This is a genomic window from Pseudomonas sp. KB-10 (assembly GCF_018221585.1).
GTDB lineage: Bacteria > Pseudomonadota > Gammaproteobacteria > Pseudomonadales > Pseudomonadaceae > Aquipseudomonas > Aquipseudomonas yangonensis.
This window is the reverse complement of the sequence record NZ_QYYB01000008.1, coordinates 264,533-286,439: the sequence shown is the minus strand read 5'-3', so window position 1 is coordinate 286,439 and position 21,907 is coordinate 264,533. Positions and strand designations below refer to the sequence as shown.

General features: G+C 62.5%; 25 protein-coding genes. 5 read left to right on the top strand and 20 right to left on the bottom strand.

The features are described from left to right. Window positions 1-430: 430 nt before the first annotated feature. The 3 genes from DXK50_RS21440 to DXK50_RS21430 form a co-directional block, all read right to left on the bottom strand. The gene (locus DXK50_RS21440; protein WP_161865363.1) at window positions 431-883 is read right to left on the bottom strand and encodes a MarR family winged helix-turn-helix transcriptional regulator; all 453 of its coding nucleotides are present in this window, start codon (window positions 881-883) and stop codon (window positions 431-433) included. Window positions 884-951: 68 nt separating this feature from the next. After that, complete coding sequence (locus tag DXK50_RS21435; protein WP_161865364.1) at window positions 952-1,266, bottom strand: I78 family peptidase inhibitor; 315 nt, start codon at window positions 1,264-1,266, stop codon at window positions 952-954. 32 nt (window positions 1,267-1,298) lie between these two features. Continuing rightward, complete coding sequence (locus DXK50_RS21430; protein ID WP_161865365.1) at window positions 1,299-1,949, bottom strand: YceH family protein; 651 nt, start codon at window positions 1,947-1,949, stop codon at window positions 1,299-1,301. A 123-nt stretch (window positions 1,950-2,072) separates the two neighbouring features. On the opposite strand from DXK50_RS21430, the gene DXK50_RS21425 reads away from it, so the two are divergent. Genes DXK50_RS21425 through DXK50_RS21415 form a run of 3 tightly spaced genes read left to right on the top strand, consistent with a single transcriptional unit; the run spans window position 2,073 to window position 3,703 of the window. Further along, a complete protein-coding gene (locus DXK50_RS21425) occupies window positions 2,073-2,804 on the top strand; it encodes an SDR family oxidoreductase (protein WP_212631666.1) in 732 nt (243 codons plus the stop codon). A 43-nt stretch (window positions 2,805-2,847) separates the two neighbouring features. Then, the gene (locus DXK50_RS21420; RefSeq protein ID WP_212631665.1) at window positions 2,848-3,441 is read left to right on the top strand and encodes a 2-hydroxychromene-2-carboxylate isomerase; all 594 of its coding nucleotides are present in this window, start codon (window positions 2,848-2,850) and stop codon (window positions 3,439-3,441) included. Window positions 3,442-3,487: 46 nt separating this feature from the next. Further along, on the top strand, window positions 3,488-3,703 hold the full coding sequence (locus DXK50_RS21415) for a DUF3820 family protein (protein WP_161865368.1): 216 nt from the start codon (window positions 3,488-3,490) through the stop codon (window positions 3,701-3,703). A 66-nt stretch (window positions 3,704-3,769) separates the two neighbouring features. On the opposite strand, the gene DXK50_RS21410 is transcribed toward DXK50_RS21415, so the two are convergent. From DXK50_RS21410 to DXK50_RS21400, 3 genes are all read right to left on the bottom strand, one after another. After that, entirely contained in the window at window positions 3,770-4,018 is a 249-nt protein-coding gene (locus tag DXK50_RS21410) for a hypothetical protein (RefSeq protein ID WP_003243836.1), read from the bottom strand. A gap of 200 nt (window positions 4,019-4,218) precedes the next feature. After that, the gene (locus tag DXK50_RS21405) at window positions 4,219-5,106 is read right to left on the bottom strand and encodes an SDR family NAD(P)-dependent oxidoreductase (protein WP_212631664.1); all 888 of its coding nucleotides are present in this window, start codon (window positions 5,104-5,106) and stop codon (window positions 4,219-4,221) included. Then, window positions 5,103-6,656 carry a flavin-containing monooxygenase gene (locus tag DXK50_RS21400; RefSeq protein ID WP_212631663.1) on the bottom strand — a complete coding sequence of 518 codons (1,554 nt, stop codon included), beginning with the start codon at window positions 6,654-6,656 and terminating at the stop codon, window positions 5,103-5,105. Before DXK50_RS21400 ends, DXK50_RS21405 begins: the two co-directional genes overlap by 4 nt. A gap of 116 nt (window positions 6,657-6,772) precedes the next feature. On the opposite strand from DXK50_RS21400, the gene DXK50_RS21395 reads away from it, so the two are divergent. After that, entirely contained in the window at window positions 6,773-7,480 is a 708-nt protein-coding gene (locus tag DXK50_RS21395; protein ID WP_212631662.1) for a TetR family transcriptional regulator, read from the top strand. Between the two features lie 157 nt (window positions 7,481-7,637). On the opposite strand, the gene DXK50_RS21390 is transcribed toward DXK50_RS21395, so the two are convergent. From DXK50_RS21390 to fnr, 4 genes are all read right to left on the bottom strand, one after another. Next, window positions 7,638-8,474, bottom strand: a complete 837-nt coding sequence (locus DXK50_RS21390) for a metal-dependent hydrolase (protein ID WP_024307952.1) — start codon at window positions 8,472-8,474, stop codon at window positions 7,638-7,640. A gap of 215 nt (window positions 8,475-8,689) precedes the next feature. Beyond that, window positions 8,690-9,505 carry an ion transporter gene (locus DXK50_RS21385; RefSeq protein WP_212631661.1) on the bottom strand — a complete coding sequence of 272 codons (816 nt, stop codon included), beginning with the start codon at window positions 9,503-9,505 and terminating at the stop codon, window positions 8,690-8,692. A gap of 90 nt (window positions 9,506-9,595) precedes the next feature. Continuing rightward, the gene (locus DXK50_RS21380) at window positions 9,596-10,144 is read right to left on the bottom strand and encodes an adenine phosphoribosyltransferase (protein ID WP_161865373.1); all 549 of its coding nucleotides are present in this window, start codon (window positions 10,142-10,144) and stop codon (window positions 9,596-9,598) included. 42 nt (window positions 10,145-10,186) lie between these two features. Continuing rightward, window positions 10,187-10,921, bottom strand: coding sequence for a fumarate/nitrate reduction transcriptional regulator Fnr (gene fnr / locus DXK50_RS21375; RefSeq protein ID WP_161865374.1), 735 nt, complete (start codon window positions 10,919-10,921; stop codon window positions 10,187-10,189). A 153-nt stretch (window positions 10,922-11,074) separates the two neighbouring features. Here fnr and DXK50_RS21370 point away from each other — a divergent pair, with 153 nt between their 5' ends. Further along, window positions 11,075-11,518, top strand: a complete 444-nt coding sequence (locus DXK50_RS21370; protein WP_212631660.1) for a hypothetical protein — start codon at window positions 11,075-11,077, stop codon at window positions 11,516-11,518. Between the two features lie 46 nt (window positions 11,519-11,564). Here DXK50_RS21370 and hemN read toward each other — a convergent pair whose 3' ends face one another. The 10 genes from hemN to ccoN form a co-directional block, all read right to left on the bottom strand. Next, the gene (gene hemN, locus DXK50_RS21365) at window positions 11,565-12,947 is read right to left on the bottom strand and encodes an oxygen-independent coproporphyrinogen III oxidase (RefSeq protein ID WP_212631659.1); all 1,383 of its coding nucleotides are present in this window, start codon (window positions 12,945-12,947) and stop codon (window positions 11,565-11,567) included. 170 nt (window positions 12,948-13,117) lie between these two features. Continuing rightward, window positions 13,118-13,801, bottom strand: a complete 684-nt coding sequence (locus DXK50_RS21360) for a sulfite exporter TauE/SafE family protein (protein WP_212631658.1) — start codon at window positions 13,799-13,801, stop codon at window positions 13,118-13,120. Next, the gene (gene ccoS, locus DXK50_RS21355) at window positions 13,794-14,000 is read right to left on the bottom strand and encodes a cbb3-type cytochrome oxidase assembly protein CcoS (protein ID WP_161865378.1); all 207 of its coding nucleotides are present in this window, start codon (window positions 13,998-14,000) and stop codon (window positions 13,794-13,796) included. Before ccoS ends, DXK50_RS21360 begins: the two co-directional genes overlap by 8 nt. Window positions 14,001-14,104: 104 nt before the next feature. After that, on the bottom strand, window positions 14,105-16,501 hold the full coding sequence (locus tag DXK50_RS21350) for a heavy metal translocating P-type ATPase (protein WP_212631657.1): 2,397 nt from the start codon (window positions 16,499-16,501) through the stop codon (window positions 14,105-14,107). 8 nt (window positions 16,502-16,509) lie between these two features. Beyond that, window positions 16,510-17,028 (bottom strand): FixH family protein, encoded by a 519-nt coding sequence (locus tag DXK50_RS21345; RefSeq protein ID WP_161865380.1) that lies wholly within the window; start codon window positions 17,026-17,028, stop codon window positions 16,510-16,512. Between the two features lie 13 nt (window positions 17,029-17,041). Next, the gene (ccoG, locus tag DXK50_RS21340; RefSeq protein WP_161865381.1) at window positions 17,042-18,457 is read right to left on the bottom strand and encodes a cytochrome c oxidase accessory protein CcoG; all 1,416 of its coding nucleotides are present in this window, start codon (window positions 18,455-18,457) and stop codon (window positions 17,042-17,044) included. A 161-nt stretch (window positions 18,458-18,618) separates the two neighbouring features. Continuing rightward, window positions 18,619-19,614 (bottom strand): cytochrome-c oxidase, cbb3-type subunit III, encoded by a 996-nt coding sequence (gene ccoP, locus DXK50_RS21335; RefSeq protein ID WP_161865382.1) that lies wholly within the window; start codon window positions 19,612-19,614, stop codon window positions 18,619-18,621. Then, window positions 19,611-19,799 carry a CcoQ/FixQ family Cbb3-type cytochrome c oxidase assembly chaperone gene (locus tag DXK50_RS21330; RefSeq protein WP_017677205.1) on the bottom strand — a complete coding sequence of 63 codons (189 nt, stop codon included), beginning with the start codon at window positions 19,797-19,799 and terminating at the stop codon, window positions 19,611-19,613. The genes ccoP and DXK50_RS21330 overlap by 4 nt, the downstream gene beginning before the upstream one ends. A 6-nt stretch (window positions 19,800-19,805) precedes the next feature. Continuing rightward, window positions 19,806-20,414, bottom strand: coding sequence for a cytochrome-c oxidase, cbb3-type subunit II (gene ccoO / locus DXK50_RS21325; protein WP_017677204.1), 609 nt, complete (start codon window positions 20,412-20,414; stop codon window positions 19,806-19,808). Then, window positions 20,414-21,856: a cytochrome-c oxidase, cbb3-type subunit I gene (gene ccoN / locus DXK50_RS21320; RefSeq protein ID WP_161865383.1), complete on the bottom strand. Its 1,443-nt coding sequence runs from the start codon at window positions 21,854-21,856 to the stop codon at window positions 20,414-20,416. The genes ccoO and ccoN overlap by 1 nt, the downstream gene beginning before the upstream one ends. Window positions 21,857-21,907: the final 51 nt, after the last annotated feature.

Here is a 21,907-nt window from a genome sequence, read left to right as displayed (position 1 = left end):
AGCGGTTGCACGGTAGAGAACGTTTTCGATAGTCATGGTGGTGATCCTCGTCGGTAAGTGAATGATGGATTGGTTTGCTAAACATTTGTGCGCTAACCGTTTCCATGGGAAGAAATGTATTGCGATAAACATTAGTGCGCAAGATAAATTTGTGGATTATTTGGTTATAGAAAACTTATTTATTGGAATAAGCAGAGGGCGCAAGGGCCGTAGCGGTACTTACTCAGAAAAAGTACGCGAATGAACGCCAGGAAGCTTCGCTCGGGCGTGGCGAGCTTCGCCGCTCCAGCAAAGAAAGAGGCTGAAGGAACAATGCGCCAAAATGCGCGGTGAGGGAGCGCGCAGTGCCGTATCGCTAACTGTGGACTTTCGGCGTTCGACGATGGGCGTTGGATCGGTCAGAGGCGATGAGCTTTGGCATCGCCAGAGATCAGAGCGCGTCCTGCAGATGGCCGCGCAGTTCGATCAGGTCGTCACGCAGTTGGGTCAACTGATCAATGCTCAATGCAGAGGCCTTGAGAATGCAGGCAGGCAATGCCTTGGCCTGTTCGTGCAGTGCGCGCCCCTTGTCGGTGAGGTGCAGCTGAACCACGCGTTCATCCTGACTGCTGCGTTGGCGTTGCAACAGGCCTTCGCTTTCCAGGCGCTTGAGCAGTGGTGTCAGTGAACCAGGATCGGTCAGCATGCGTGCGCTGATCTCACTGACGGTAATGCCCTCGTTTTCCCACAGCACCAGCATGGCCAGATATTGCGGATAGGTGAGACCGAGCGCCTGCAACAGCGGTTTGTAGGTCTTGGTCATCATCAGCGAGGTGGAATAGAGGGCGAAGCACAGCTGGTTATCCAGCATCAGCTCGGCGCAGGGTTCCACTTGGGAGGTCATGGCGTTGGCCTATGCGAAGGTAGGGATGTTTCGGCAAGTGGTGCGGGGGCAACCCGCACCCGGTGGCATCAACCGCAGGATACGCGGGTGATGACTCGCTGATCATCGACGTTGAGGTTAAGGCGTTGACCATTGTATTCCAAGGTCACCACGCTGTTGGGTGTCAGAATGCGAGCCGTGCTGGCGCCCGCCTGCTGCCGTGCCTGTTCGAGCAGCTCCGGCGTCGCGGTCTTGCCCTTGAGATTTTCGACTGCAGAAGAGCTGCAGCCCTGGCTGGTGTCGGCAGGCGTCGCCGACGGTTCGGATTTTTCGGCCGTACTGCTGCAGCCGGCTGCGAATAGGGCTGCGGCAAGAATCAGGCTGAAACGAGTCTTGAAATTCAACGCTGTGGGCTCCTTTGCCATTGGTATGGTTGTCATTGCGCGCCGTCCAGGCGGGCCAGGCGCTCTTCGAGCGCAGCTATGCGCGCTTCCAGTTCGACCAGACGATCTTCGTTAGGTGCCGCAGCCTCTCCACGAGCAGCTGGACGGTTTGCCAGGAGAGTTTCCAGATCGGCCTGTTCGCCCAGCAGATGCATGTAGCGATCCTCGCGCTGACCGCTCTGGCGTGGCAGCAGCACGACCAGGCCGCGAGCGATCAGGCGCTCCAGCTGATGCTGCACTTCGTCCACGTCGTCAAAGTCATGCATGCGGTTGCTGCGCGTGAGCAGTTCGTTGAGGGTCTGCGGGCCGCGCAGCATCAGCAATCCGAGCAGTACCGTCTGCGGCTTGACCAGCTCCAGCTGCTTGTCGCAGCGCTGCTCCCAGCGGTCGGCGCGACTGCCCATTACCAGGTGCACCAGGCCGCGGCCCTCCAGGCTGCGCAGATAACGTCCGGTTTCGCCGGTTTCCAGGTTCATGAGTGGTTCGCGGCTGGTCTTCTGATTACAGGCCAGCTGCACCGCATTGAGTGTCAGCGGATAGGTTTCCGGCGTGGTCAGCTGCTTCTCGATCAGGCAACCGAGGATGCGCACTTCGACGGCGTGCAACGGGGTTTCACCAACCAGCGGGGAAGGAGTGTGCGACATGGATCGATCCTGGCAGAAAGAACCCACGTAGGTTAACGGCATCCGCGCTCGGCCGACAGGTTTCAATGTGTGTTCGGGCATGACGTTCGCTAAGCTAACGACCGTCAATCAACGGAGTGGGCCATGAACGAGAACAAGAAGGTCGCTTTGATCATTGGCGCAGGCGATGCCACTGGTGGTGCCATCGCCCGGCGTTTTGCCCGTGAGGGCTATGTTGCCTGCGTCACCCGCCGTAGCCTGGACAAGCTGCAGCCGCTGCTGGAGGACATCCGCAGCGCAGGCGGCGAGGCTCATGGTTTTGCCTCCGATGCGCGGCGCGAGGAGCAGGTGGCCGAGCTGGTCGAAAGCATCGAGCGTGACATCGGCCCCATCGAGGTGATGGTGTTCAACATCGGCGCCAACGTGCCGTGCAGCATTCTCGAAGAGACCGCGCGCAAGTATTTCAAGATCTGGGAAATGGCCTGCTTCGCCGGCTTTCTCACCAGCCAGGCGGTGGCCAAGCGTATGGTCACGCGCGGACGCGGCACCATCCTGTTCACCGGTGCCACGGCTGGGCTGCGTGGCGCCGCCGGATTCGCCGCCTTTGCCGGCGCCAAGCACGGCATTCGTGCGCTGGCGCAGAGCATGGCGCGCGAGCTGGGACCGCTGAATATCCATGTCGCCCATGTGGTGGTGGACGGCGCCATCGATACCGCCTTCATCCGTGACAGCTTCCCCGAGCTGTACGCCAGGAAGGATCAGGATGGCATTCTCGATCCCGAGCATATCGCCGACAGCTACTGGTACCTGCACGCTCAGCCGCGCGACGCCTGGACTTTCGAGCTGGATCTGCGTCCATGGATCGAGCGCTGGTAACCTGCGCTGAACCCATGATGACAATAACGAGCGAGTGAAACTGATGAACAAGACGGTGGAGTTCTTCTTCGATCTGGGCAGCCCAGCGTCCTACCTGGCCCATACCCAGCTACCTGATCTGTGTCGCGACGCCGGGGCTGAATTGGTCTATCGGCCGATGCTGCTGGGCGCGGTGTTCCAGGCCACCGGCAACGCCTCGCCGGCGATGATTCCGGCCAAGGGGCACTACATGCTGCGCGACCTGGCACGCTTCGCCGAGCGCTACGGCGTGCCGATGTGCTTCAACCCCCATTTCCCCATCAATACCCTGACGCTGATGCGCCTGTTGGTGGCAGTGCAACTGCATCAGCCGGAGCGCTTCGACGATGCCTTGCAGGCGCTGTTTCAGGCGATCTGGGTTGAGGGTATTAACATGGGCGATCCGGCCAAGATGGCCGAAGTGCTGAATGCGGCCGGCTTCGACGCCCAGGCGTTGCAGTCGCAGATCGCCGAACAGCAGGTCAAGGATGCGCTCAAGGCGAGCACCGAAGAGGCGGTCAAGCGCGGCGTATTCGGCGCACCGACCTGTTTCGTCAATGGCGAGATGTTCTTCGGCCAGGATCGCCTGGAGTTCATACGCGAAGCACTGCGCGACTGATGCCTGGCACAATGACAGGGTTCTTTTTCCGCCACTCGAGCCACCGATGAACCCCGAAGCGTTGAAACTCCTGGTGACCCGCCGCATGCCCTACGGCAAGTACAAGGACCGGCTGATCGCCGACCTGCCGGGCCACTACCTCAACTGGTTCGCCCGCACAGGGTTTCCCAAGGGCGAGCTGGGCCAACTGCTCGCGCTGATGCAGGAGATCGACCACAACGGACTCAAACCGCTGCTCGAGCCGTTGCGCGACCATTCGTAGCCCGGATGCAATCCGGGACAATTCCCGATCTCTCCCGGATTCATCCGGGCTACGTCTGGGTTGTCGTCAATGCCAGTTGCGGCCGTGATCCAGCTTCTGATCCACCAGCCATTTGCCATGGGCGATGGACGCATGCTGGGCCTTGTGCAGGTCATCCATGAAGGCGTAATCCACCGGCAGAGTCTGACGTTTGCTGGTGTTGCCGTCGGGATCGGTGATCTGGCATCCGCCGGCCCAGGGCGTGGGCAGGCCGGGATGTTCCATGACACTGGCGCGGATGACGTGATCGCGGTGGGTGCAGGTAAGCGCGCTCATGAGGCCACCTCGTGGAGCAAGGCGCCGCCCTCGGCGTCGACGCTACACCGAGGTTCCAGCCGGGAGCCGGTAGCGGCGCCGCGTGGATGAGTGGTGCGTCTGTTCCCTCTACCATAGTCCAGATGTCGCGGCTGCGAGCGTTGCCCGACAAACGCGCAGGGCCGGCAACGGCCGGCCCTGCGTCTGCTGCTGATGAGCCCCTACTCGGCAGCCTCACTCACCTTGCTGAGGTTTCTCGGCTTCGGCGCAAAGCGCGCCGCCAGACGCATCGAGACGGTCACCAGGCGCTGATACAGCGCCGGCATGCTGCGCTGCATCCAGTCCAGGGCATGGGCATCGGCACCGATCAGAATGCGCCGTTTGTTGGCCAGCACTCCGTTTACGATGACCTTGGCTGCCTGTTCCGGCGTGGTGCGCAGCAACTGGTCGTTGAACTGCTGGCGCGCCTGTTCCGCCTCCTGGCCGGTGACCTTGGCCAGGCTGTCGTTCATCCGCGCCGTCTTGGCGATGTTGGTCCTGATGCCGCCCGGATGCACGCAGCTGGCGGAAACCCCGCAGTCGGTCATGTCCAGTTCCTGGCGCAGCGATTCGGTAAAGCCGCGCACGGCGAACTTGCTGGCGTTGTAGGCGCTCATGCCCGGCTGGGAGAACAGGCCGAACACGCTGGAGACATTGATCACGTGACCCTGGCCGGCCGCCTTGAGGTAGGGCAGGAAGGCCTTGGTGCCGTTGACCACGCCCCAGAAGTTGATGTTCATGATCCATTCGTAGTCGGCATGGTCGTTGCCCTCCACGGTGCCGCCCTGAGCCACGCCGGCATTGTTGAAGATGGCGTTGACCCTGCCGAACTCGCTGACGACCTGCTCCGCCCAGGCCTCGACGGCAGCGCGGTCGGCGACGTCGACACGTTGTCCGCTGACGGTGACGCCGAGCTTGCGGGCCTGCTCGACGGTTTCCTGGAGGCCTTCGACATTGACGTCGGACAGCGCCAGGTGGCAGCCCTGGCGCGCCAGGTGATAGGCGAGGGCGCGGCCGATACCGGAGCCGGCGCCGGTGATGGCGGCTACCTTGTTCTCGAAGGATTTCATGCGCTGACCTCCTGCGCGGCGAGGGTGATGGCATTGCTTTGCGCCGGGTGGGCGGCGTGCCTGCGGCTGAAGTGGTAGGCATGCGGATCGAAGTTGCGCGTCAGCATGCGAAAGCGCCAGGTGAAGCCCGGCCATACCGTGCAGTTGCGCCCGCTGACAGGGTGCAGATACCAGCTCATGCAGCCGCCGGCATTCCATACGGTGCTGCCGAGGGTGCCCTGGATCTTGCGGTTGAAGGCGTCCTGCGCCTCGCGCTTGGGTTCCAGGCTCTGCAGCCGGCCTTCTTCTAGCTGCCTGAGGGCGCCGAGCACATAGGTGATCTGCGACTCGATCATGTAGACCATGGAGTTGTGGCCCAGGCCGGTGTTCGGCCCCATGAGGAAGAACAGGTTGGGGAAGCCCGCGGTCATGGTGCCCTTGTAGGCTTCCGGGCCTTCGGGCCAGGTATCGAGCAGATCGACGCCGCCGCGGCCGAACACCGTGCCGCGCGGCAGCGGGTCGCTGGGGGTGAAGCCGGTGCCGAAGATGATGGCATCCACCTCGCGCTCCTGGCCGTCGGCGGTGCGCACGGCATTGGGCAGGATTTCGGCGATACCGTCGGTGATGACCTCGACGTTGGCTTGGGTCAGCGCCGGATAGTAGTCATTGGAGATCAGCACCCGCTTGCAGCCCATGGTGTAGTCCGGGGTGACCTTGGCGCGCAGCACCGGGTCCTTGATCTGCTTCTTGATGTACAGCTTGGCGATGCCCTGGGCCATGCGCAGCAGGCGTGGGGCGAAGGCGAAGGCGATCACCCGGCTTTCGAGGATGCCGTACAGGGCGCCGCGCCAGAGCTTCTGCACCAGCGGAAAGCGCTTGAAGCGCTGGCGTTCGCCATCGGCAATGGCGCGATCGGGCTTGGGCATGATCCACGGCGCGGTGCGCTGGTAGAGATCGAGCCGCGCCACCTGCTTCTGAATCTGCGGCACGAACTGGATGGCCGAGGCGCCGGTGCCGATCACCGCCACGCGTTTGCCGCTCAGGTCATAGTCGTGATTCCACTGCTGCGAGTGGAACACCTCGCCAGTGAAGGTCTCCAGGCCCTTGAGCCTGGGGATCGAGGGTGTGGACAGGGCGCCCATACCGGAGACCACGAACTGCGTGCTGTACTGGTTACCGGCGCGATCCTGCAGGTGCCACAGCTCGGCGTGCTCGTCCCAGCGGATCTGTACCACTTCGGTGCCCAGCAGGGTCTTGTCCTGCAAGCGGTACTTTTCCCAGCAGCCTTCCAGGTAGGCCTTGATTTCCGGCTGCCTGGCGAACATCCGCGTCCAGTTCGGGTTGGGCTCGAAGGAAAAGGAGTACAGGTGCGATTGCACGTCGCAGCCGCAACCCGGGTAGTTGTTCACCCTCCAGGTGCCGCCGACGCCGGCTTCCTTTTCGAACAGCAGGAAGTCCTGCTCGCCCTGCTGCTTGAGGCGAATGGCCATGCCGAGGCCGGAGAAGCCGCTGCCGAGGATGGCGATCTTGCAATGGCGGGCAGCGGTAGGGGGTGACACGGGCGCATTCATGGCCGGACTCCTGCTTGTCGTTCTTGTTGGTGTCTACATCTGTATACCAAGGTAGACATGTGTATACTTTGCGGCAAGCCATCGAATCGACAAACCAACTTTAGGTAGGGGTACGGATGCACAACGACGATGCGCAGGTACGCGACAGGGCCAGCGAAGCGCCTGGCAAGCGCCTGCTGATGGAGGCGGCGTTACGTCTCACCTCGACCAGCCGCAGCCTCAGCAGCCTGGGCCTGCGCGAGCTGGCGCGCGAGGCGGGGCTCAACCCCAACACCTTCTATCGTCACTTTCGCGATGTCGACGACCTCGGCCTGACCGTGATCGGCGAGATCACCCGGCTGCTGCGCCAACCGCTGCGCGATCTGCGCCGCGAGGCAGCGCAGCGTGCGGTCAAGGATGAGGGGCCGCTGCTGCCCAAACTACTGGGTATCGACCTTGGGCGTGGGCGGCGGGTGTGTCACGAGACGGTGCAGCTGTTCTTCGACTTCGTCGCCGAGCATCCGGAGGCGTTCATCATCGGGGTGCGTGAGCTGCATGGCGCGTCGCCCGTGTTGCGCGAGGCCCTGCGCCAGGTAATGGACGACTTCGCCGATGACATGGCCGAGGACATCATCGAGTTCAAGCTGCTACCGGATATCGTCAGCGCGGCGGCGGTGCGCCAGGTTTCGGGGCTGATCAGTCGCAGCCTGTTCGAGCAGTCGCTGGACTACATCGGTCAGCCGCAGCGGCGCGAGGCGATCTGTGCGCTGGCCGAGGAGCAGATCGTCATGCTGTTCACCGGTGCCAGCGTGTTGCAGGGCATGGGGCAGCTGCGCCTGGGCTGAAGCATGTTTGGCGATGCTGATGAGGGGAGGCGGAGCGCAGGAACGGAACTATCCGCGAGTTTTCGCGGCTGAAGCCGCTCCTACGGTCTGAGGTTGGCGCGATCTGGGCAGGTGCGCACTCGAACGAAAAAGGGCGGCCCGGGCCGCCCTTGGAATATCAGTTGCTGAAGCCGAGTCGCTCGCGCCAGCGATTCTCCAGCTTCTCGGTGTCGTGATCCTTGGGATGGAAGCCGGGGCGGTAGTAGTCCAGGTAGGGGCCGATCAGCTTGGTGAAGAAGCCGTTGCGCGGGCCGAACAGTTTCTTCAAACCGAAGCCCCAACTGCGCCAGTTGAACAGCTGACCGTCCTTGCGCAGCAGGTGAATCTGGAACCAGCCGATCACGCCGAGGAACATCACGGTGGTCAGCAGCATCACCAGCGTACGGGTGAAGTAACCGCCGTAGACCTTCTGGTACACGTCATAGCATACCGCCTTGTGCTCGTTCTCCTCGATGGCGTGCCACATCCACAGCTGGTACAGCTTCGGATCGTTCATCTGCGTGGTGAGGTCTTCCCGCTTGAGCAGTTGCTCGGCCATGGTCGCGGTGAAGTGCTCCAGCGCGCAGGTGGCGGCCAGGCGCTGTTTCTTGGTGCTGAAGCGGGTCGTCCATTCGAGCAGTACCTTGATGCGCAGTTCCAGGCGCTCCAGGTCGATATTGTGCTCATTGGCATAGTCGTTATAGGCCGCATGCTCCTTGGAGTGCATGGCCTCCTGGCCGATGAAGGCGCTGATGTCCTTCTTCAGTTGCGGCTCGCTGACCTGGTCGCGCACCGCCCGCACGCTGTCGACGAAGAATTTTTCGCCATAAGGGAACAGCGACGACAGGTTGTTCATGAAGTGGCTCATGAAGGGATCGTCGAAGAACCAGTATTTCGGCGTTTCGGCGAAGCTGAAGTCCATGCGACGAACCGGAAAGCTGGATTTCGGCTGGGGCAGGGTAGCGCTTGCATTCATCGTTCGAGTCCTCTTCTGGGAGTCGGTGCTCCCGATTGTTGTACGGCTCTGAGTGACAACATCGGGAGTTGCAGGTGGCAACAGACCAACTGTGTCAGTGAACGATGTAACTATCGGATGTGGCGACGCCGGGCGCCGCCAACTTAAGGCGGGTGTGTCGAAGGATCAGTTGAATCGAAACGGCGGCGCGGGCCGCCATTTCCACCGGGAAGGGGTCAGGGCGCGTTGCGCTGCAGCGCTGCCACTTCGCTGCGCAGCGCGCGCAGTTCGTCGAGGATCGCCTGCTCGCGGGCAGCCGCCGCCAGCTCTTCGGCGCTGGGCTCATGAGTGCTCTGCATGGCGTTGACGATCACCGCGATAAACAGGTTGAGCATCATGAAGGTGGCGATGAGGATGTAGGGCACGAAGAACATCCAGGCCAGCGGATGCTGCTCCATCACCGGGCGAACGATGCCCATCGACCAGCTTTCCAGGGTCATCACCTGGAACAGCGTATAGAGGCTGGCACTGATGCTGCCGAACCACTCCGGAAAGCTCTGGCCGAACAGCTGGGTGGCCATCACGGCCGCCACATAGAACACCAGCCCCATCAGCATGACGATGCTGCCCATGCCCGGCAGCGAGGCGAGCAGCGCCTGTACCACCTTGCGCATGCTCGGGTTGATCGATACCAGGCGCAGTACCCGTAGCACGCGCAGGGCGCGCAGCACGGCGAAGGGGCCGCTGGCCGGTACCAGGGCGATGCCCACCACCAGACAGTCGAATACCGCCCAGGGATCGCGCAGCAAACCGATGCCGCGTGCGGTGAAACGCAGTGCCAGCTCGATGACGAAGCAGGCGAGGATCAGGCTGTCGAGGATCAGCAGCGCCTTGCCCCAGTCGGCCATGATCGATGGCGAGGTCTGCAGGCCGAGAATGGCGGCGTTGATGATGATCAGCAGGGTGATCAGGCGCTGGACGGACGTGCCGTCGATGACGGCGCCCAGGCGCTCGCGCCAGTTGCTGGATGGATTCAGTTCGAGTTCGTGCATGGGAATCTGGCTGTGACGGTAGTGATGTCGGACAGTATCCGGCTGGCGCAGGGGCGCGCCTTCGACTGTCCGTCTGGCGGGCGTGATTGCTCAGCGATCGTCGAGTGCGAAAGCCGTCAGAGTAAAGGTGGGAATGCCCGCGTCCTGTAGCTTCTGCGAGCCACCGAGCTCGGGCAGGTCGATGATTGCAGCAGCCTCGAAGACACTGGCACGCATGCGTCGCACCAGGTTGGCCGCGGCAATCAGGGTGCCGCCGGTGGCGATCAGGTCATCGAAAATCAGTACCGAATCGCCTTCGCAGAGGCTGTCCGTATGGACTTCAAGAAAGGCTTCGCCGTATTCGGTCTGATAGGCCTCGCTGAGTACGTCCGCCGGCAGTTTGCCCTGCTTGCGAAATAGCACCAGCGGCTTGTTCAGTTCGTAGGCGATGATCGAGCCGATCAGGAAGCCGCGGGCATCCATGGCACCGATATGGCTGAACTCGGCCTCAACGTAACGCTGGATGAAACTGTCGGCGACCATGCGCAGGGCACGCGGCGACTGGAATAGCGGGGTGATATCGCGGAAGACCACGCCCGGCTTGGGAAAATCCGGTACCGGGCGGATCAGGGTCTTGATGCTGAATTCGTCAAAGATCATCGTGGGGTCCTAATGCGTTGAGCCCGCGAACACCGTGCGAACTCAAACGTCGAGATTACCACCGGCCAGGGCGCACAGCTCGATCGGATCGAGAATGTGCACTTCCTTGCCTTCGGCTTCGAGCAGCTTGTTCTGCTGGAAGCGGGTAAATACGCGAGACACCGTCTCTACCGCAAGGCCCAAATAGTTACCAATTTCGTTGCGCGACATGGCCAGGCGGAACTGATTGGCCGAGAACCCGCGGGCGCGGAAGCGCGCCGAGAGGTTGACCAGGAAGGTGGCGATGCGCTCATCTGCGGTCTTCTTCGACAGCAACAGCATCATCTGTTGGTCGTCGCGGATTTCGCGGCTCATGATGCGCATTAATTGACGGCGCAGCTGGGGCAGCTGCAGGGCCAGGTCGTCGAGGCGCTCGAAGGGGATTTCGCAAACCGAGGTGGTCTCCAGGGCTTGCGCCGAAACCGGGTAGCGTTCGCCGTCGACACCGGACAGGCCAACCAACTCGCTGGGCAGGTGGAAACCGGTGATCTGCTCCTCGCCGCCATCGCTCAGGCTGAAGGTCTTCAGCGCACCGGAGCGCACGGCGAACACGGAGCCGAAGGCATCGCCCTGGCGGAACAGGAACTCGCCCTTTTTCAGCGGGCGGCCGCGTTTGACGATCTCGTCGAGCGCGTCCATGTCCTCCATGTTCAGGGAGATGGGCAGGCACAAGGCAGCCAGGCTGCAATCCTTGCAATGGGCTTGGTGCTGCGAACGCAGCTTGATGCTCTCGGACATCGTTGGGCTTCCCGGTATACACGCAATGACTGTAAGGGTACCGCAGGGTTTACCTGGCGGCCAGCCATATCCCGGTCTGACCGAATGCTCAAGTTTAGCGCTTCTATGCCGAAGCAGACTGTAGAACCACAGTCCAATGCAGGAAGCAGCGCGATGCGTATCCCGTCCAGCGGCCCGCTGAGCAATCTCGCACAGAGCGTTCAGCGACAATTCACCGCAGCCGAACCCAGCCCGGAAGAAGTGCGCGAAGGCCTGCGCGTGAGTCTTTCCGAACTGGGCAAGAGCATGTCGGCCAAGCCCGACAAGAACGAGGATATCGACAAAAGCGAGCTGCCTCAGGCGATCAAGGATCTGCTCAAGATGATTCGCGAGTTGCGCGCACAGATCGCCGAGAAGCAGGCGCAGATCGATGCGATCATGAGTGATCAGAGCCTCGATGCGGAGGCCAAGCGCCAGCAGATCGAGGGGCTGCAGACCGAGCTCGCTTCGCTCAACAGCGCGCTGACGACGGCCAACGCCAACCTGATCAAACTAATGCGTGAGAATGGCCTTTCCAGCGAGCAGATGCAGGCTGCCACGGCGCTGGCCATGAGTTGAGACAGCGCCCCGTGATGGCGTGCAGGCCGTCACGGGGCGGACCTGTTCAGATCACCCGCGAGAAGCGCTGGCGTACCTGATCGTTGAGATAGCGGTCGAACAGCATGCACAGGGAACGCACCAGCAGACGCCCGGCCGGGCGTACCTCGATCCTGCTCGCACTCAGTTCGATCAGACCATCGCGGTGAAGCTGCTCCAGTTCCGGCCAGAGCGCCGCGAAGTATTCATGGAATACCACTCCATAGGCCTGTTCGATGCCGGCGAAGTGCAGTTCGAAATGGCAGATCAGCTGCTGGATCACGGCGCGGCGCAGACGGTCGTCTGCGTTGCAGTGCAGGCCCCGCCGGGTCGCCAGCTGGCCGTTGCCCAGGGTCTGCTGATAAACGTTGATGTCACTGTCGTTCTGGCTGTACAGGTCGCCGATCTGACTGATGGCCGACACGCCCAGGCCGATCAGGTCGCAATGGCCATGAGTGGTGTAGCCCTGGAAGTTGCGTTGCAGGGTACCTTCTTCCTGAGCGATGGCCAGCTCGTCATCGGGCAGGGCGAAGTGGTCCATGCCGATGTAGCGGTAGCCGGCGCGGGTCAGTTGGTCGATGCTGTTCTGCAGCATGATCAACTTGTCCGCCGGGCTGGGCAGGTCATCGGCGCTGATGCGCCGCTGCGGCATGAAACGTTCGGGCAGGTGGGCGTAGTTGAACAGCGACAGGCGATCCGGCTGCAGGGCGATGACTTCGGCAACGGTGCGGGCGAAACGCTCCGGTGTCTGCTTGGGTAGACCATAGATCAGGTCGATGTTCACCGAGCGGAACTGCAGGGTACGCGACGCCTCGACGATGGCGCGGGTTTCCTCCAGGGTTTGCAGTCGATTGACCGCTCGCTGTACCTCGGGGTCGAGATCCTGCACGCCAAGGCTGACGCGGTTGAAGCCCAGCTCGCGCAGCAGGCCCATGGTCGACCAGTCGGCTTCGCGCGGGTCGATCTCGATGCTGTAGTCGCCGGAGTCGTCATCCAGCAAATTGAAGTGCTGGCGCAGGTGCTGCATCAGGCGGCGCAGCTCATCGTGGCTGAGAAAGGTCGGTGTGCCGCCACCGAAGTGCAGCTGTTCGATCGGCTGGCTCTTATCGATGTGGCGACTGACGATCTCGATTTCCCGCTCGAGCTTTTCCAGATAGGGCAGGGCGCGACCGCGATCCTTGGTGATCACCTTGTTGCAGGCGCAGTAGTAGCAGATGTGCGCGCAGAACGGGATGTGCACGTACAGCGACAGAGGGCGCCCGGCTTTGCGGCTGTCGCGTAGCGCATGCAGAAGGTCGAAGGGGCCGATGGAGTCGTGAAACTGTACGGCGGTCGGGTAAGAGGTGTAGCGCGGGCCGGCGAGATCGTAGCGGCGGATCAGGTCGGCATCCCACTGGATGGCGTCTTGCATGGGAAATAATCCTGGACAGGCTGTGTGGCAAGTCTAGGGATGATGGAGGGCAGCGACCTTGACCTGTATCAAGGGCGTGTAGGGGCTGGGTACGGTGGTATAGCTGCCAGCTGCGTAGCCCGGATGCAATCCGGGGGCACCTCGCTTCGGTATTGCGTCCGCGATACCTGTCAGTGCCCCATCAGCCAATGTTGATGAGGGCCGGGGAGCGTCCAGATACCGAACAGGATGACCAGCAGGCCGCCGGCCACGCGCACGCCCCGTTTGCGCAGCAATGCGGTGATGCGCTCTGCAGCCAGCCCGGTGGCCAGCAGGACCGGCCAGGTACCCAGGCCGAAGGCCAACATCAGCAGGGCGCTGTCCACCGCATTACCCTGGCTGGACGCCCATAGCAGCGTGCTGTACACCAGGCCACACGGCAACCAGCCCCATAGCCCGCCCAGCACCATTGCCTTGGGAACGCTCGTGACTGGCATAAAACGCCGCGTCAGCGGTTGTACATGCCGCCACAGGCCACGGCCGAGCGCTTCTATGCGCGTCAGGCCGCTCCACCAGCCAGCCAGATATAGGCCCATGGCGATCAGCAGCAGTGCCGCCAGCGTGCGCATGACCACCTCGGCCTTGCTGCCGGCAACGGCCCAGCCGGCCAAGCCCAGAAGCAGGCCGGCCAGGCTGTAACTGAGAATGCGTCCGAGGTTGTAGGCCAGCAGCAGTTGCAGGCGTCTGCTACGTTGCTCCGGCGGAATCGCCAGGGTCAGTGCGCCCATCAGGCCGCCGCACATGCCCAGGCAATGACCGCCGCCGAGCAAGCCCAGAATCAGCGCCGACACCAGCAGCGGCGCCAATTCAAGCATCGGGCTTGTCCTGCTTGTTATGGTCCTCGGCCTGCTCGATGCCGGCCTTGTGCAACGGATCTTCGTCGTCGAACAGAATGCTGTGTGCCGGTCCGTCGAGATCGTCGTACTGGCCGCTGTCCACCGCCCAGAAGAACAGCCAGATGGCGAAACCGACCAGGCCGATGGCGACGGGAATGAGGATATAGAGGGCGGACATGCGGTCTCCATGGAGGCGTCTGGGTAGGAGCGAGCGTCGCGAGCGAAGAAGCGGTTCGCTCGCGACGTTCGCTCCTACATGTTCGGGCTACGCTTGCTTGCAGCTTATCGGCTCAGGCGCAGCGCGTTGAGCACCACCAGCAGCGAACTGAGCGACATACCCACGGCTGCCCAGATTGGGGTGATCCAGCCCAGGGCGGCAAAAGGCAGTACCAGGCCATTGTACAGCGTCGCCCAGGTCAGGTTCTCGATGATGATACGCCGTGTGCGCCTGGCCAGTATCAGGCCGTCGACCAGGCTGCCCAGGCGGTTGGACAGCAGTACCGCATCGGCACTGGTTTTCGCCAGATCGGACGCCGAACCCATGGCCACGCTGATATCGGCAGCGGCCAGCACCGGAACATCGTTGACGCCATCGCCGAGCATCAGCACGCGCCGGCCTTCGCCATGCAATTGCTTGAGTACTGCCAGTTTCGCATCCGGAGTGAGGCCACCGCGGGCGTCCTCGATACCGAGCTGGCGAGCGACTTCGGCGACCATCGGCGAGCTGTCGCCGGAAAGCAGGTGAATGCGCCAGCCTCGGGCACGGGCGGCGGCGATCAGGTCGGGGGCATTCTCACGCAGGCGGTCGTCGAGGACGAACCAGGCCAGCGGTCCCTGTTCATCGCCCAGCAGCAGCCACTGGCCGCGCTCGCTGGCAATCGGAGGCACGGTCTGGCCGCTCAGGGCGCAGACGAAGCTGGCTTCGCCGATGCGTAGCAGGCGTCCGTCGACGCTGCCCTGCAGGCCCTGGCCCGGATGGTTGTCGACGGCTTGCGCGGCGCGCGGCGCCTGGCTGAAAGCGCGGGCAATGGGGTGTTCCGAGCGGTTCTCCAGCGCGGCGGCCAGCGCCAGGCAGTCGCCTTCGTCAAGGTCGCGCAGTGGGTGGATAGCCTTGAGAGTCAGCCGACCTTCGGTCAGGGTGCCGGTCTTGTCCAGCACCAGCGTGTCGATCTGGTTGAGACCTTCCAGGACATGGCCGCGAGTCAGCAGCATGCCCAGCTTGTGCAGGCTGCCGGTCGCAGTGGTCAGTGCGGTCGGCGTGGCCAGGGCGAGGGCGCAGGGGCAGGTGGCCACCAGCAGGGCGAGCACGACCCAGAAGGCGCGGCTGGAGTCGATTTCCCACCAGGCGAAGCCGACCACGGCGGCGGATACCAGGATGAACAGCAGGAACCACTGCGAGACGCGGTCGGCAATTTCCGCCAGGCGCGGTTTCTCGCTTTGCGCTCGTTCGAGCAGGCGCACGATGGCGGACAGGCGAGTGGCATCGCCCAGTGCCTGCACCTCGACGGTCAGCGGACCTTCGACATTCAGCGTGCCGGCGGTGACGCTGTCGCCGATGCCGCGCGCCTGGGGCAGGTATTCCCCGGTGAGCAGCGATTCGTCGACGCTGGACTGGCCGGCGAGGATGCGGCCGTCGGCCGGGATCAGCGAGCCGGGCTGCACCAGCACCTGCTGGCCGACGCGTAATTCGCTGAGCAGAATACGCTGGCTCTGGCCATCAGCCTCCAGACGCAGGCAGGAGGCCGGTAACAACTGCACCAGTTGCGCGGTCGCCGCTGCAGTGCGCTCGCGGGCGCGTCGCTCCAGGTAGCGCCCGGCGAGCAGGAACAGGGCGAACATGCCCACGGCGTCGAAATACAGCTCGCCCTGGCCGGTGATGGTCGACCAGATGCCGGCCACGTAGGCGCCGCCGATGGCCAGCGAGACCGATACGTCCATGGTCAGGTGGCGGGTGCGCAGGTCGCGCAGGGCGCCGCGGAAGAACTGGCCGCAGCAGTAAAAGACGATGGGGGTGGTGAGGAACAGGCTGGTCCAGCGCAGAATCTTGTCCAGCTCTGGCGTCAGGTCGATGTTGAATTCCGGCCAGGTGGCCATGGTCGCCATCATCACCTGCATCCACAACAGACCGGCAACACCGAGTTCACGCATGCGCCGGCGGTTCTCCGCGGCCAGGCGCTCGGCGGCTTCGTCGGCGCGCCAGGGGTGGGCGGCATAACCGATGCGGCGCAGTTCGGCGAGCAGTTTGCTCAAGGGAATCTGGCTGTCTTGCCAGCGCACCTGCAGGCGGTGGTTGGACAGGTTAAGGTGCGCCTCGGCCACCCCCGGTACACCACGCAGATGTTTTTCGATCAGCCAGCCGCAGGCGGCGCAACTGATGCCCTCGATCAGCAGCTGGGTTTCGCTCAGCTCGCCCTCGTGCTGGACGAAGGGCCGTTGTACATCGCTGCGGTCGTATAGTGCCAGTTCGTCCGGCAGTGCCTGGGGCAGGGCCTGCGGGTTGGCGGAGTTTTCGCTGCGATGGCTGTAGTAATGCTCCAGCCCTCCGGCGACGATGGCTTCGGCGACGGCCTGGCAGCCGGGGCAGCACATCTCGCGAATCTGGCCGAGAACCTCGGCGCGGAAATGGCTGCCGGCAGGCACCGGCAGGCCACAGTGGTAGCAGGGAGTAGGGGCGGGCATTGGCTGGGTCAGTAGGAAGGATTGTCACCGATCAGGATGGTCTGGCCATCGGTGATGTTCTCTTCCTCGAACAGGCGCCAGTTCTGGCTGCCTTCCTGGCCAAGCAGTTCGACGAAACGACGACCGCTGACCTGATCGACCATCTGGCCACGGTACTGACCGTCAGCGGCCGGCTGCAGGATGACGCGGCGGTCGCGCTCCGGCTGGGTCGGCGAAATCAGATTGAGAACGATCTGCTGGGGTTTGCTGTTGCCTTGCAGCGAAAGGGTAGCGACGCCGGTGGCGTTGTCCAGCACCAGTTCGCCCTGCAGTTGCAGACGCTCGGCCAGTTTCTCGCGCTCCAGCGACTGGTTGATGCCCTTGCCGACGTCATAGTAGTCATCGGAAATCAGCCCCGGTGGGTTTTTGGTAGCCACGGTGAGCAGGGTAAGGCCCTGCACCACCGAGTAACTGAGCATGGCGATGATGAACCAGGGCCAGAATTGCTTGTACCAGGGCTTTACCGGCGAGGATGCTTGTTCGGTCATGTTCTTTCCGTTGTCAGCGGACGCTGGGGCCAATGAAGCGGCTGTCGGCGTCGGTCTTGATACTGGGGTCATCCGCGGATTGTACGTGGAAGACGATGTTGTTGGCGCTCGAGGGCAGTTTCTCCGGCGCGATGGAAAGCTCGACAGGGAAGGAGTACACCTCACCGGCCAGCGTCCGCACTTCGCTCTTGCCTTCGTAAACCAGGCCGTCGAGACCGTCGGCGGTGATCACGTACGTCATGTCGCGCTGCGACTTGTTCATGATCTTCAGGGTGTAGACGTTCTCGATGTGACCGCGCTCGTTTTCGCGGAACAGCACGCGGTCCTTCAGCACGTCCAGCCCCACCAGCGGGCGATGGGCCACGGCCCAGGCAAACAGGCCGATCATGGCTACCAGCGCCACAGCGTACCCGATCAGGCGCGGGCGCAGCAGGTGGGTCTTCTGGCCAGACAGGTTGTGTTCAGTGGTGTAGCTGATCAGCCCCTTGGGATAGTTCATCTTGTCCATGATGTCATCACAGGCGTCGATGCACGCCGCGCAACCAATGCACTCGACCTGCAGGCCGTCGCGGATGTCGATACCGGTGGGGCAGACCTGCACGCACATCTTGCAGTCGATGCAGTCACCCAGGCCTTGTGCCTTGTAGTCGGCGTCCTTCTTGCGTGGGCCACGTTTCTCGCCGCGGCGTGGGTCGTAGGAGACGATCAGGGTGTCCTGGTCGAACATCACGCTCTGGAACCGTGCGTAGGGGCACATGTAGATGCACACCTGCTCGCGCAGGTAGCCGGCGTTGCCATAGGTGGCGAGGGTGAAAAAGCCGATCCAGAAGTAGGCCCAGCCACTGGCTTCACCGGTGAAGATCTCCACCACCAGGTCGCGAATCGGCGTGAAGTAGCCGACGAAGGTGACGGCGGTGAGCAGCGACACGCCCACCCAGATGCCATGCTTGGCCAGCTTACGCGCAAATTTATTGCCACTCATGGGCTGTTTATCGAGCTTCATGCGCTGGTTGCGGTCGCCCTCGGTAACCTTCTCCGCCCACATGAATACCCAGGTGAATACGCTTTGCGGGCAGGTGTAGCCGCACCAGACGCGGCCGGCGAACACCGTGATGAAGAACAAACCGAAGGCGCAGATGATCAGCAGCCAGGACAGCAGCATGAAGTCCTGTGGCCAGTAGGTGGCGCCGAAAATGTTGAACTTGCGCTCTGGCAGGTTCCACCAGACGGCCTGGCGACCTTCCCAGTTCAGCCAGACGGTACCGAAGAAGAGAATGAACAGCAGAGCGCCGCCAACGCGGCGAAGGTTGCGGTAAAGACCGGTGAACGCGCGGGTGTAGATCTTCTCGCGGCTGGCGTATAGATCGACGCTGGCATTCTTGGCAGGGGAAGGGGGGGTGACGTCCTGGACGGGAATCTGTTCGCTCATCAATGCATACCAAAGCGGTTGGTTGGCAGCCCGGGCCGATGCGCGCCGGCTTAGGTCAGTTCACGGTAGCTATATGGTACGCCTGAAAGACAACGCCCGGGTGCGACCAGCGGTCGCGTTCCGGGCGTTCATTGACCCTTGTCAAAAGAGTCGTTCTGCTATTACTGCTCTTGTGCCTTGTGCGACAGGCTGTAAACGTAGGCAGCCAGCAGGTGCACCTTGTCGTTGCCGAGGAATTCTTCCTGGGCAGGCATGTTGCCGTGACGACCGTAGCGGATGGTCTGCTGCAGTTGAGCGTAGCTGCTGCCGTAGATGAACGCTGCCGGGTTGGTCAGGTTCGGGGCGCCCATGGCCGGGGTGCCTTTGCCGTCAGCGCCGTGGCAGGCGAAGCAGGTACCGGCGAAGACCTTCTGGCCCGCTTCGATATCGGCTTCCACGCCTTCCGGCAGTTCACGGCCACCCAGTTGGGTCAGCACGTAGGCGGCGACGTTGCGTACACCGTCTTCGCCGATAGCCGGGCCTTGAGCAGGCATGGCGCCCTGGCGACCCTTGAGGATGGTGGTCTTGATGGTTTCCGGCTCGCCGCCCCAACGCCATTCGGTGTCGGTCAGGTTGGGGAAGCCGTAGCTGCCCTTGGCATCGGAACCGTGGCAAACCGAGCAGTTGGAGGCGAACAGGCGGCCACCCATTTTCAGGGCTTGCTCGTCCTTGGCGACTTCCTCGATCGGCATGGCGGCGTACTTGGCGAACAGCGGGCCGTATTGCTCATCGGCGCGTGCCATTTCCTTTTCCCACTGGTGCACACCGGTCCAGCCGGAGTGACGCATGGAGCCGTCAGCGATCTGTACGCCCTCAGCGAAAGGCGTCTGCTTTTCGTTGTCGACGTAGTCGTAGCCCGGCAGCAGGCCCTTGAAGTTGCCCAGGCCCGGGTACAGGGCGAGGTAGCCGAGGGCGAAGACGATGGTGGCGACGAACAGCATGAACCACCACTTCGGCAGCGGATTGTCATACTCCTCGATGCCATCGAAGCTGTGGCCGACGGTTTCTTCGGTGGTTTCCTGGCGCTGACCCTTGCGAGTGCCGAAGATCAGCCAGGTCAGGGCGAAAATGGTGCCCAGAGACAGAATGGTTACGTACCAACTCCAGAACGTGGTCATTGGTTATTGCTCCTGGAAGAGTCCTGATCGCGCTTGGACTCGGGCTTGGGGTCGTCAGCGAAGGGCAGGTTGGCAGCTTCGTCGAAGCTCGATTTGCGCTTGCTGCTGTAAGCCCAGAGCACCACGCCAATGAAGGCGATGAATACCACCGCCGTGCCGATGCCGCGAATCATCCCGATGTCCATAGCGTCTTACCGTTTGTTCTTGATGGAAGTGCCGAGAACCTGCAGGTACGCGATCAGCGCGTCCATTTCGGTATTGCCTTTCACGGCATCGCGCGCACCGGCGATATCTTCGTCGGTGTAGGGGATGCCGAAGCCACGCATGACTTCCATCTTCTTGGCGGTGTCGCGACCGTCGAGCTTGTTCTCCACCAGCCATGGGTAGGCAGGCATCTTCGACTCAGGCACGACGTTGCGCGGGTTGTACAGGTGGGCGCGATGCCACTCGTCCGAGTAGCGACCGCCGACACGGGCCAGGTCCGGGCCGGTACGCTTGGAGCCCCACAGGAAGGGGTGATCCCAGACGCTTTCGCCGGCTACGGAGTAATGACCGTAACGCTCGGTCTCGGCACGGAACGGGCGGATCATCTGCGAGTGGCAGCCGACGCAGCCCTCGCGGATGTAGATGTCGCGACCTTCCAGTTGCATGGCGGTGTAGGGCTTGAGGCCTTCGACCGGCTCGTTGGTGACGTCCTGGAAAAACAGCGGGACGATCTGGGTCAGGCCACCGATGCTGACGGCAATCACCATCAGCAGCGCCATCAGGCCGATATTCTTCTCGATGATTTCGTGTTTCATCAGTGAGCTACTCCGGCGGGAATCTGCGCAGCCGCTTCGTATTCAGCCGGCTTGGCGGCACGCACGGTGCGGTAGGTGTTGTAGGCCATCAGCAGCATGCCGGCGACGAAGAAGGCGCCACCGATCATGCGCACGACATAACCTGCATGGCTGGCTTCCAGCGCTTCGACGAAGGAGTAGGTGAGGGTGCCGTCTTCGTTGACTGCGCGCCACATCAGACCCTGGGTGATGCCGTTGACCCACATCGAGGCGATGTACAGCACGGTACCGATGGTAGCCAGCCAGAAGTGGGTGTTGATCAGGCCGATGCTGTGCATCTGCTCACGGCCGAACACCTTGGGAATCAGGTGATACAGCGAGCCGATGGAGATCATCGCTACCCAGCCCAGCGCCCCGGCGTGCACGTGGCCGATGGTCCAGTCGGTGTAGTGGGACAGGGCGTTGACGGTCTTGATGGCCATCATCGGGCCTTCGAAGGTGCTCATGCCGTAGAACGCCAGGGACACGACCAGGAAACGCAGGATCGGGTCGGTGCGCAGCTTATGCCAGGCGCCGGACAGGCTCATCATGCCGTTGATCATGCCGCCCCAGCTCGGAGCCAGCAGGATGACCGACATGGCCATGCCCAGGGACTGCGCCCAGTCAGGCAGCGCGGTGTAGTGCAGGTGGTGCGGGCCGGCCCAGATGTACAGGGTGATCAGCGCCCAGAAGTGCACGATGGACAGGCGGTAGGAGTAAATCGGACGTTCGGCCTGCTTGGGTACGAAGTAGTACATCATGCCCAGGAAGCCGGTGGTCAGGAAGAAGCCCACGGCGTTGTGGCCGTACCACCACTGGATCATCGCATCGGTCGCGCCGGCGTAGGCCGAGTACGACTTGAACAGGCTTACCGGCATGGCGGCGCTGTTGACGATGTGCAGCATCGCGGTAACCAGGATGAATGCACCGAAGAACCAGTTGCCCACATAGATGTGCTTGGTCTTGCGCTTGACGATGGTGCCGAAGAACACCACCAGATAGGTGATCCAGACCAGACCCAGGAGGATGTCGACCGGCCACTCGAGCTCGGCGTACTCCTTGGAGCTGGTATAGCCCATCGGCAGGGTGATCACCGCGAGAACGATGACCGCTTGCCAACCCCAGAAGGTGAAGGCAGCCAGACCGTCGGAGATCAGGCGCGTCTGACAGGTACGCTGGACCACGTAATACGAGGTCGCGAACAGTGCGCATCCGCCAAAGGCGAAGATCACCGCGTTGGTGTGCAGCGGGCGCAGACGGCCGAAGCTGGTCCACGGCAGGTTTAGGTTGAGTTCCGGCCACACGAGTTGTGCGGCGATGAACACGCCTAGACCCATCCCAATGACCCCCCAGATCACCGTCATAATGGCGAACTGGCGGACCACCTTATAGTTATAAGCAGTCTGACTGATTGCTGTGCTCATGCTAGGGGTTCCACGGTTAATGGAGTTTTATGGGGCAAAAATCGGCGGCAA

Coding starts and splice junctions, on each gene's coding strand:
- DXK50_RS21440 (WP_161865363.1), bottom strand. CDS start 883: ATGACCTCCCAAGTGGAACCCTGCGCCGAGCTGATGCTGGATAACCAG.
- DXK50_RS21430 (WP_161865365.1), bottom strand. CDS start 1,949: ATGTCGCACACTCCTTCCCCGCTGGTTGGTGAAACCCCGTTGCACGCC.
- DXK50_RS21425 (WP_212631666.1), top strand. CDS start 2,073: ATGAACGAGAACAAGAAGGTCGCTTTGATCATTGGCGCAGGCGATGCC.
- DXK50_RS21420 (WP_212631665.1), top strand. CDS start 2,848: ATGAACAAGACGGTGGAGTTCTTCTTCGATCTGGGCAGCCCAGCGTCC.
- DXK50_RS21415 (WP_161865368.1), top strand. CDS start 3,488: ATGAACCCCGAAGCGTTGAAACTCCTGGTGACCCGCCGCATGCCCTAC.
- DXK50_RS21410 (WP_003243836.1), bottom strand. CDS start 4,018: ATGAGCGCGCTTACCTGCACCCACCGCGATCACGTCATCCGCGCCAGT.
- DXK50_RS21405 (WP_212631664.1), bottom strand. CDS start 5,106: ATGAAATCCTTCGAGAACAAGGTAGCCGCCATCACCGGCGCCGGCTCC.
- DXK50_RS21400 (WP_212631663.1), bottom strand. CDS start 6,656: ATGAATGCGCCCGTGTCACCCCCTACCGCTGCCCGCCATTGCAAGATC.
- DXK50_RS21395 (WP_212631662.1), top strand. CDS start 6,773: ATGCACAACGACGATGCGCAGGTACGCGACAGGGCCAGCGAAGCGCCT.
- DXK50_RS21390 (WP_024307952.1), bottom strand. CDS start 8,474: ATGAATGCAAGCGCTACCCTGCCCCAGCCGAAATCCAGCTTTCCGGTT.
- DXK50_RS21385 (WP_212631661.1), bottom strand. CDS start 9,505: ATGCACGAACTCGAACTGAATCCATCCAGCAACTGGCGCGAGCGCCTG.
- DXK50_RS21380 (WP_161865373.1), bottom strand. CDS start 10,144: ATGATCTTTGACGAATTCAGCATCAAGACCCTGATCCGCCCGGTACCG.
- fnr (WP_161865374.1), bottom strand. CDS start 10,921: ATGTCCGAGAGCATCAAGCTGCGTTCGCAGCACCAAGCCCATTGCAAG.
- DXK50_RS21370 (WP_212631660.1), top strand. CDS start 11,075: ATGCGTATCCCGTCCAGCGGCCCGCTGAGCAATCTCGCACAGAGCGTT.
- hemN (WP_212631659.1), bottom strand. CDS start 12,947: ATGCAAGACGCCATCCAGTGGGATGCCGACCTGATCCGCCGCTACGAT.
- DXK50_RS21360 (WP_212631658.1), bottom strand. CDS start 13,801: ATGCTTGAATTGGCGCCGCTGCTGGTGTCGGCGCTGATTCTGGGCTTG.
- ccoS (WP_161865378.1), bottom strand. CDS start 14,000: ATGTCCGCCCTCTATATCCTCATTCCCGTCGCCATCGGCCTGGTCGGT.
- DXK50_RS21350 (WP_212631657.1), bottom strand. CDS start 16,501: ATGCCCGCCCCTACTCCCTGCTACCACTGTGGCCTGCCGGTGCCTGCC.
- DXK50_RS21345 (WP_161865380.1), bottom strand. CDS start 17,028: ATGACCGAACAAGCATCCTCGCCGGTAAAGCCCTGGTACAAGCAATTC.
- ccoG (WP_161865381.1), bottom strand. CDS start 18,457: ATGAGCGAACAGATTCCCGTCCAGGACGTCACCCCCCCTTCCCCTGCC.
- ccoP (WP_161865382.1), bottom strand. CDS start 19,614: ATGACCACGTTCTGGAGTTGGTACGTAACCATTCTGTCTCTGGGCACC.
- DXK50_RS21330 (WP_017677205.1), bottom strand. CDS start 19,799: ATGGACATCGGGATGATTCGCGGCATCGGCACGGCGGTGGTATTCATC.
- ccoO (WP_017677204.1), bottom strand. CDS start 20,414: ATGAAACACGAAATCATCGAGAAGAATATCGGCCTGATGGCGCTGCTG.
- ccoN (WP_161865383.1), bottom strand. CDS start 21,856: ATGAGCACAGCAATCAGTCAGACTGCTTATAACTATAAGGTGGTCCGC.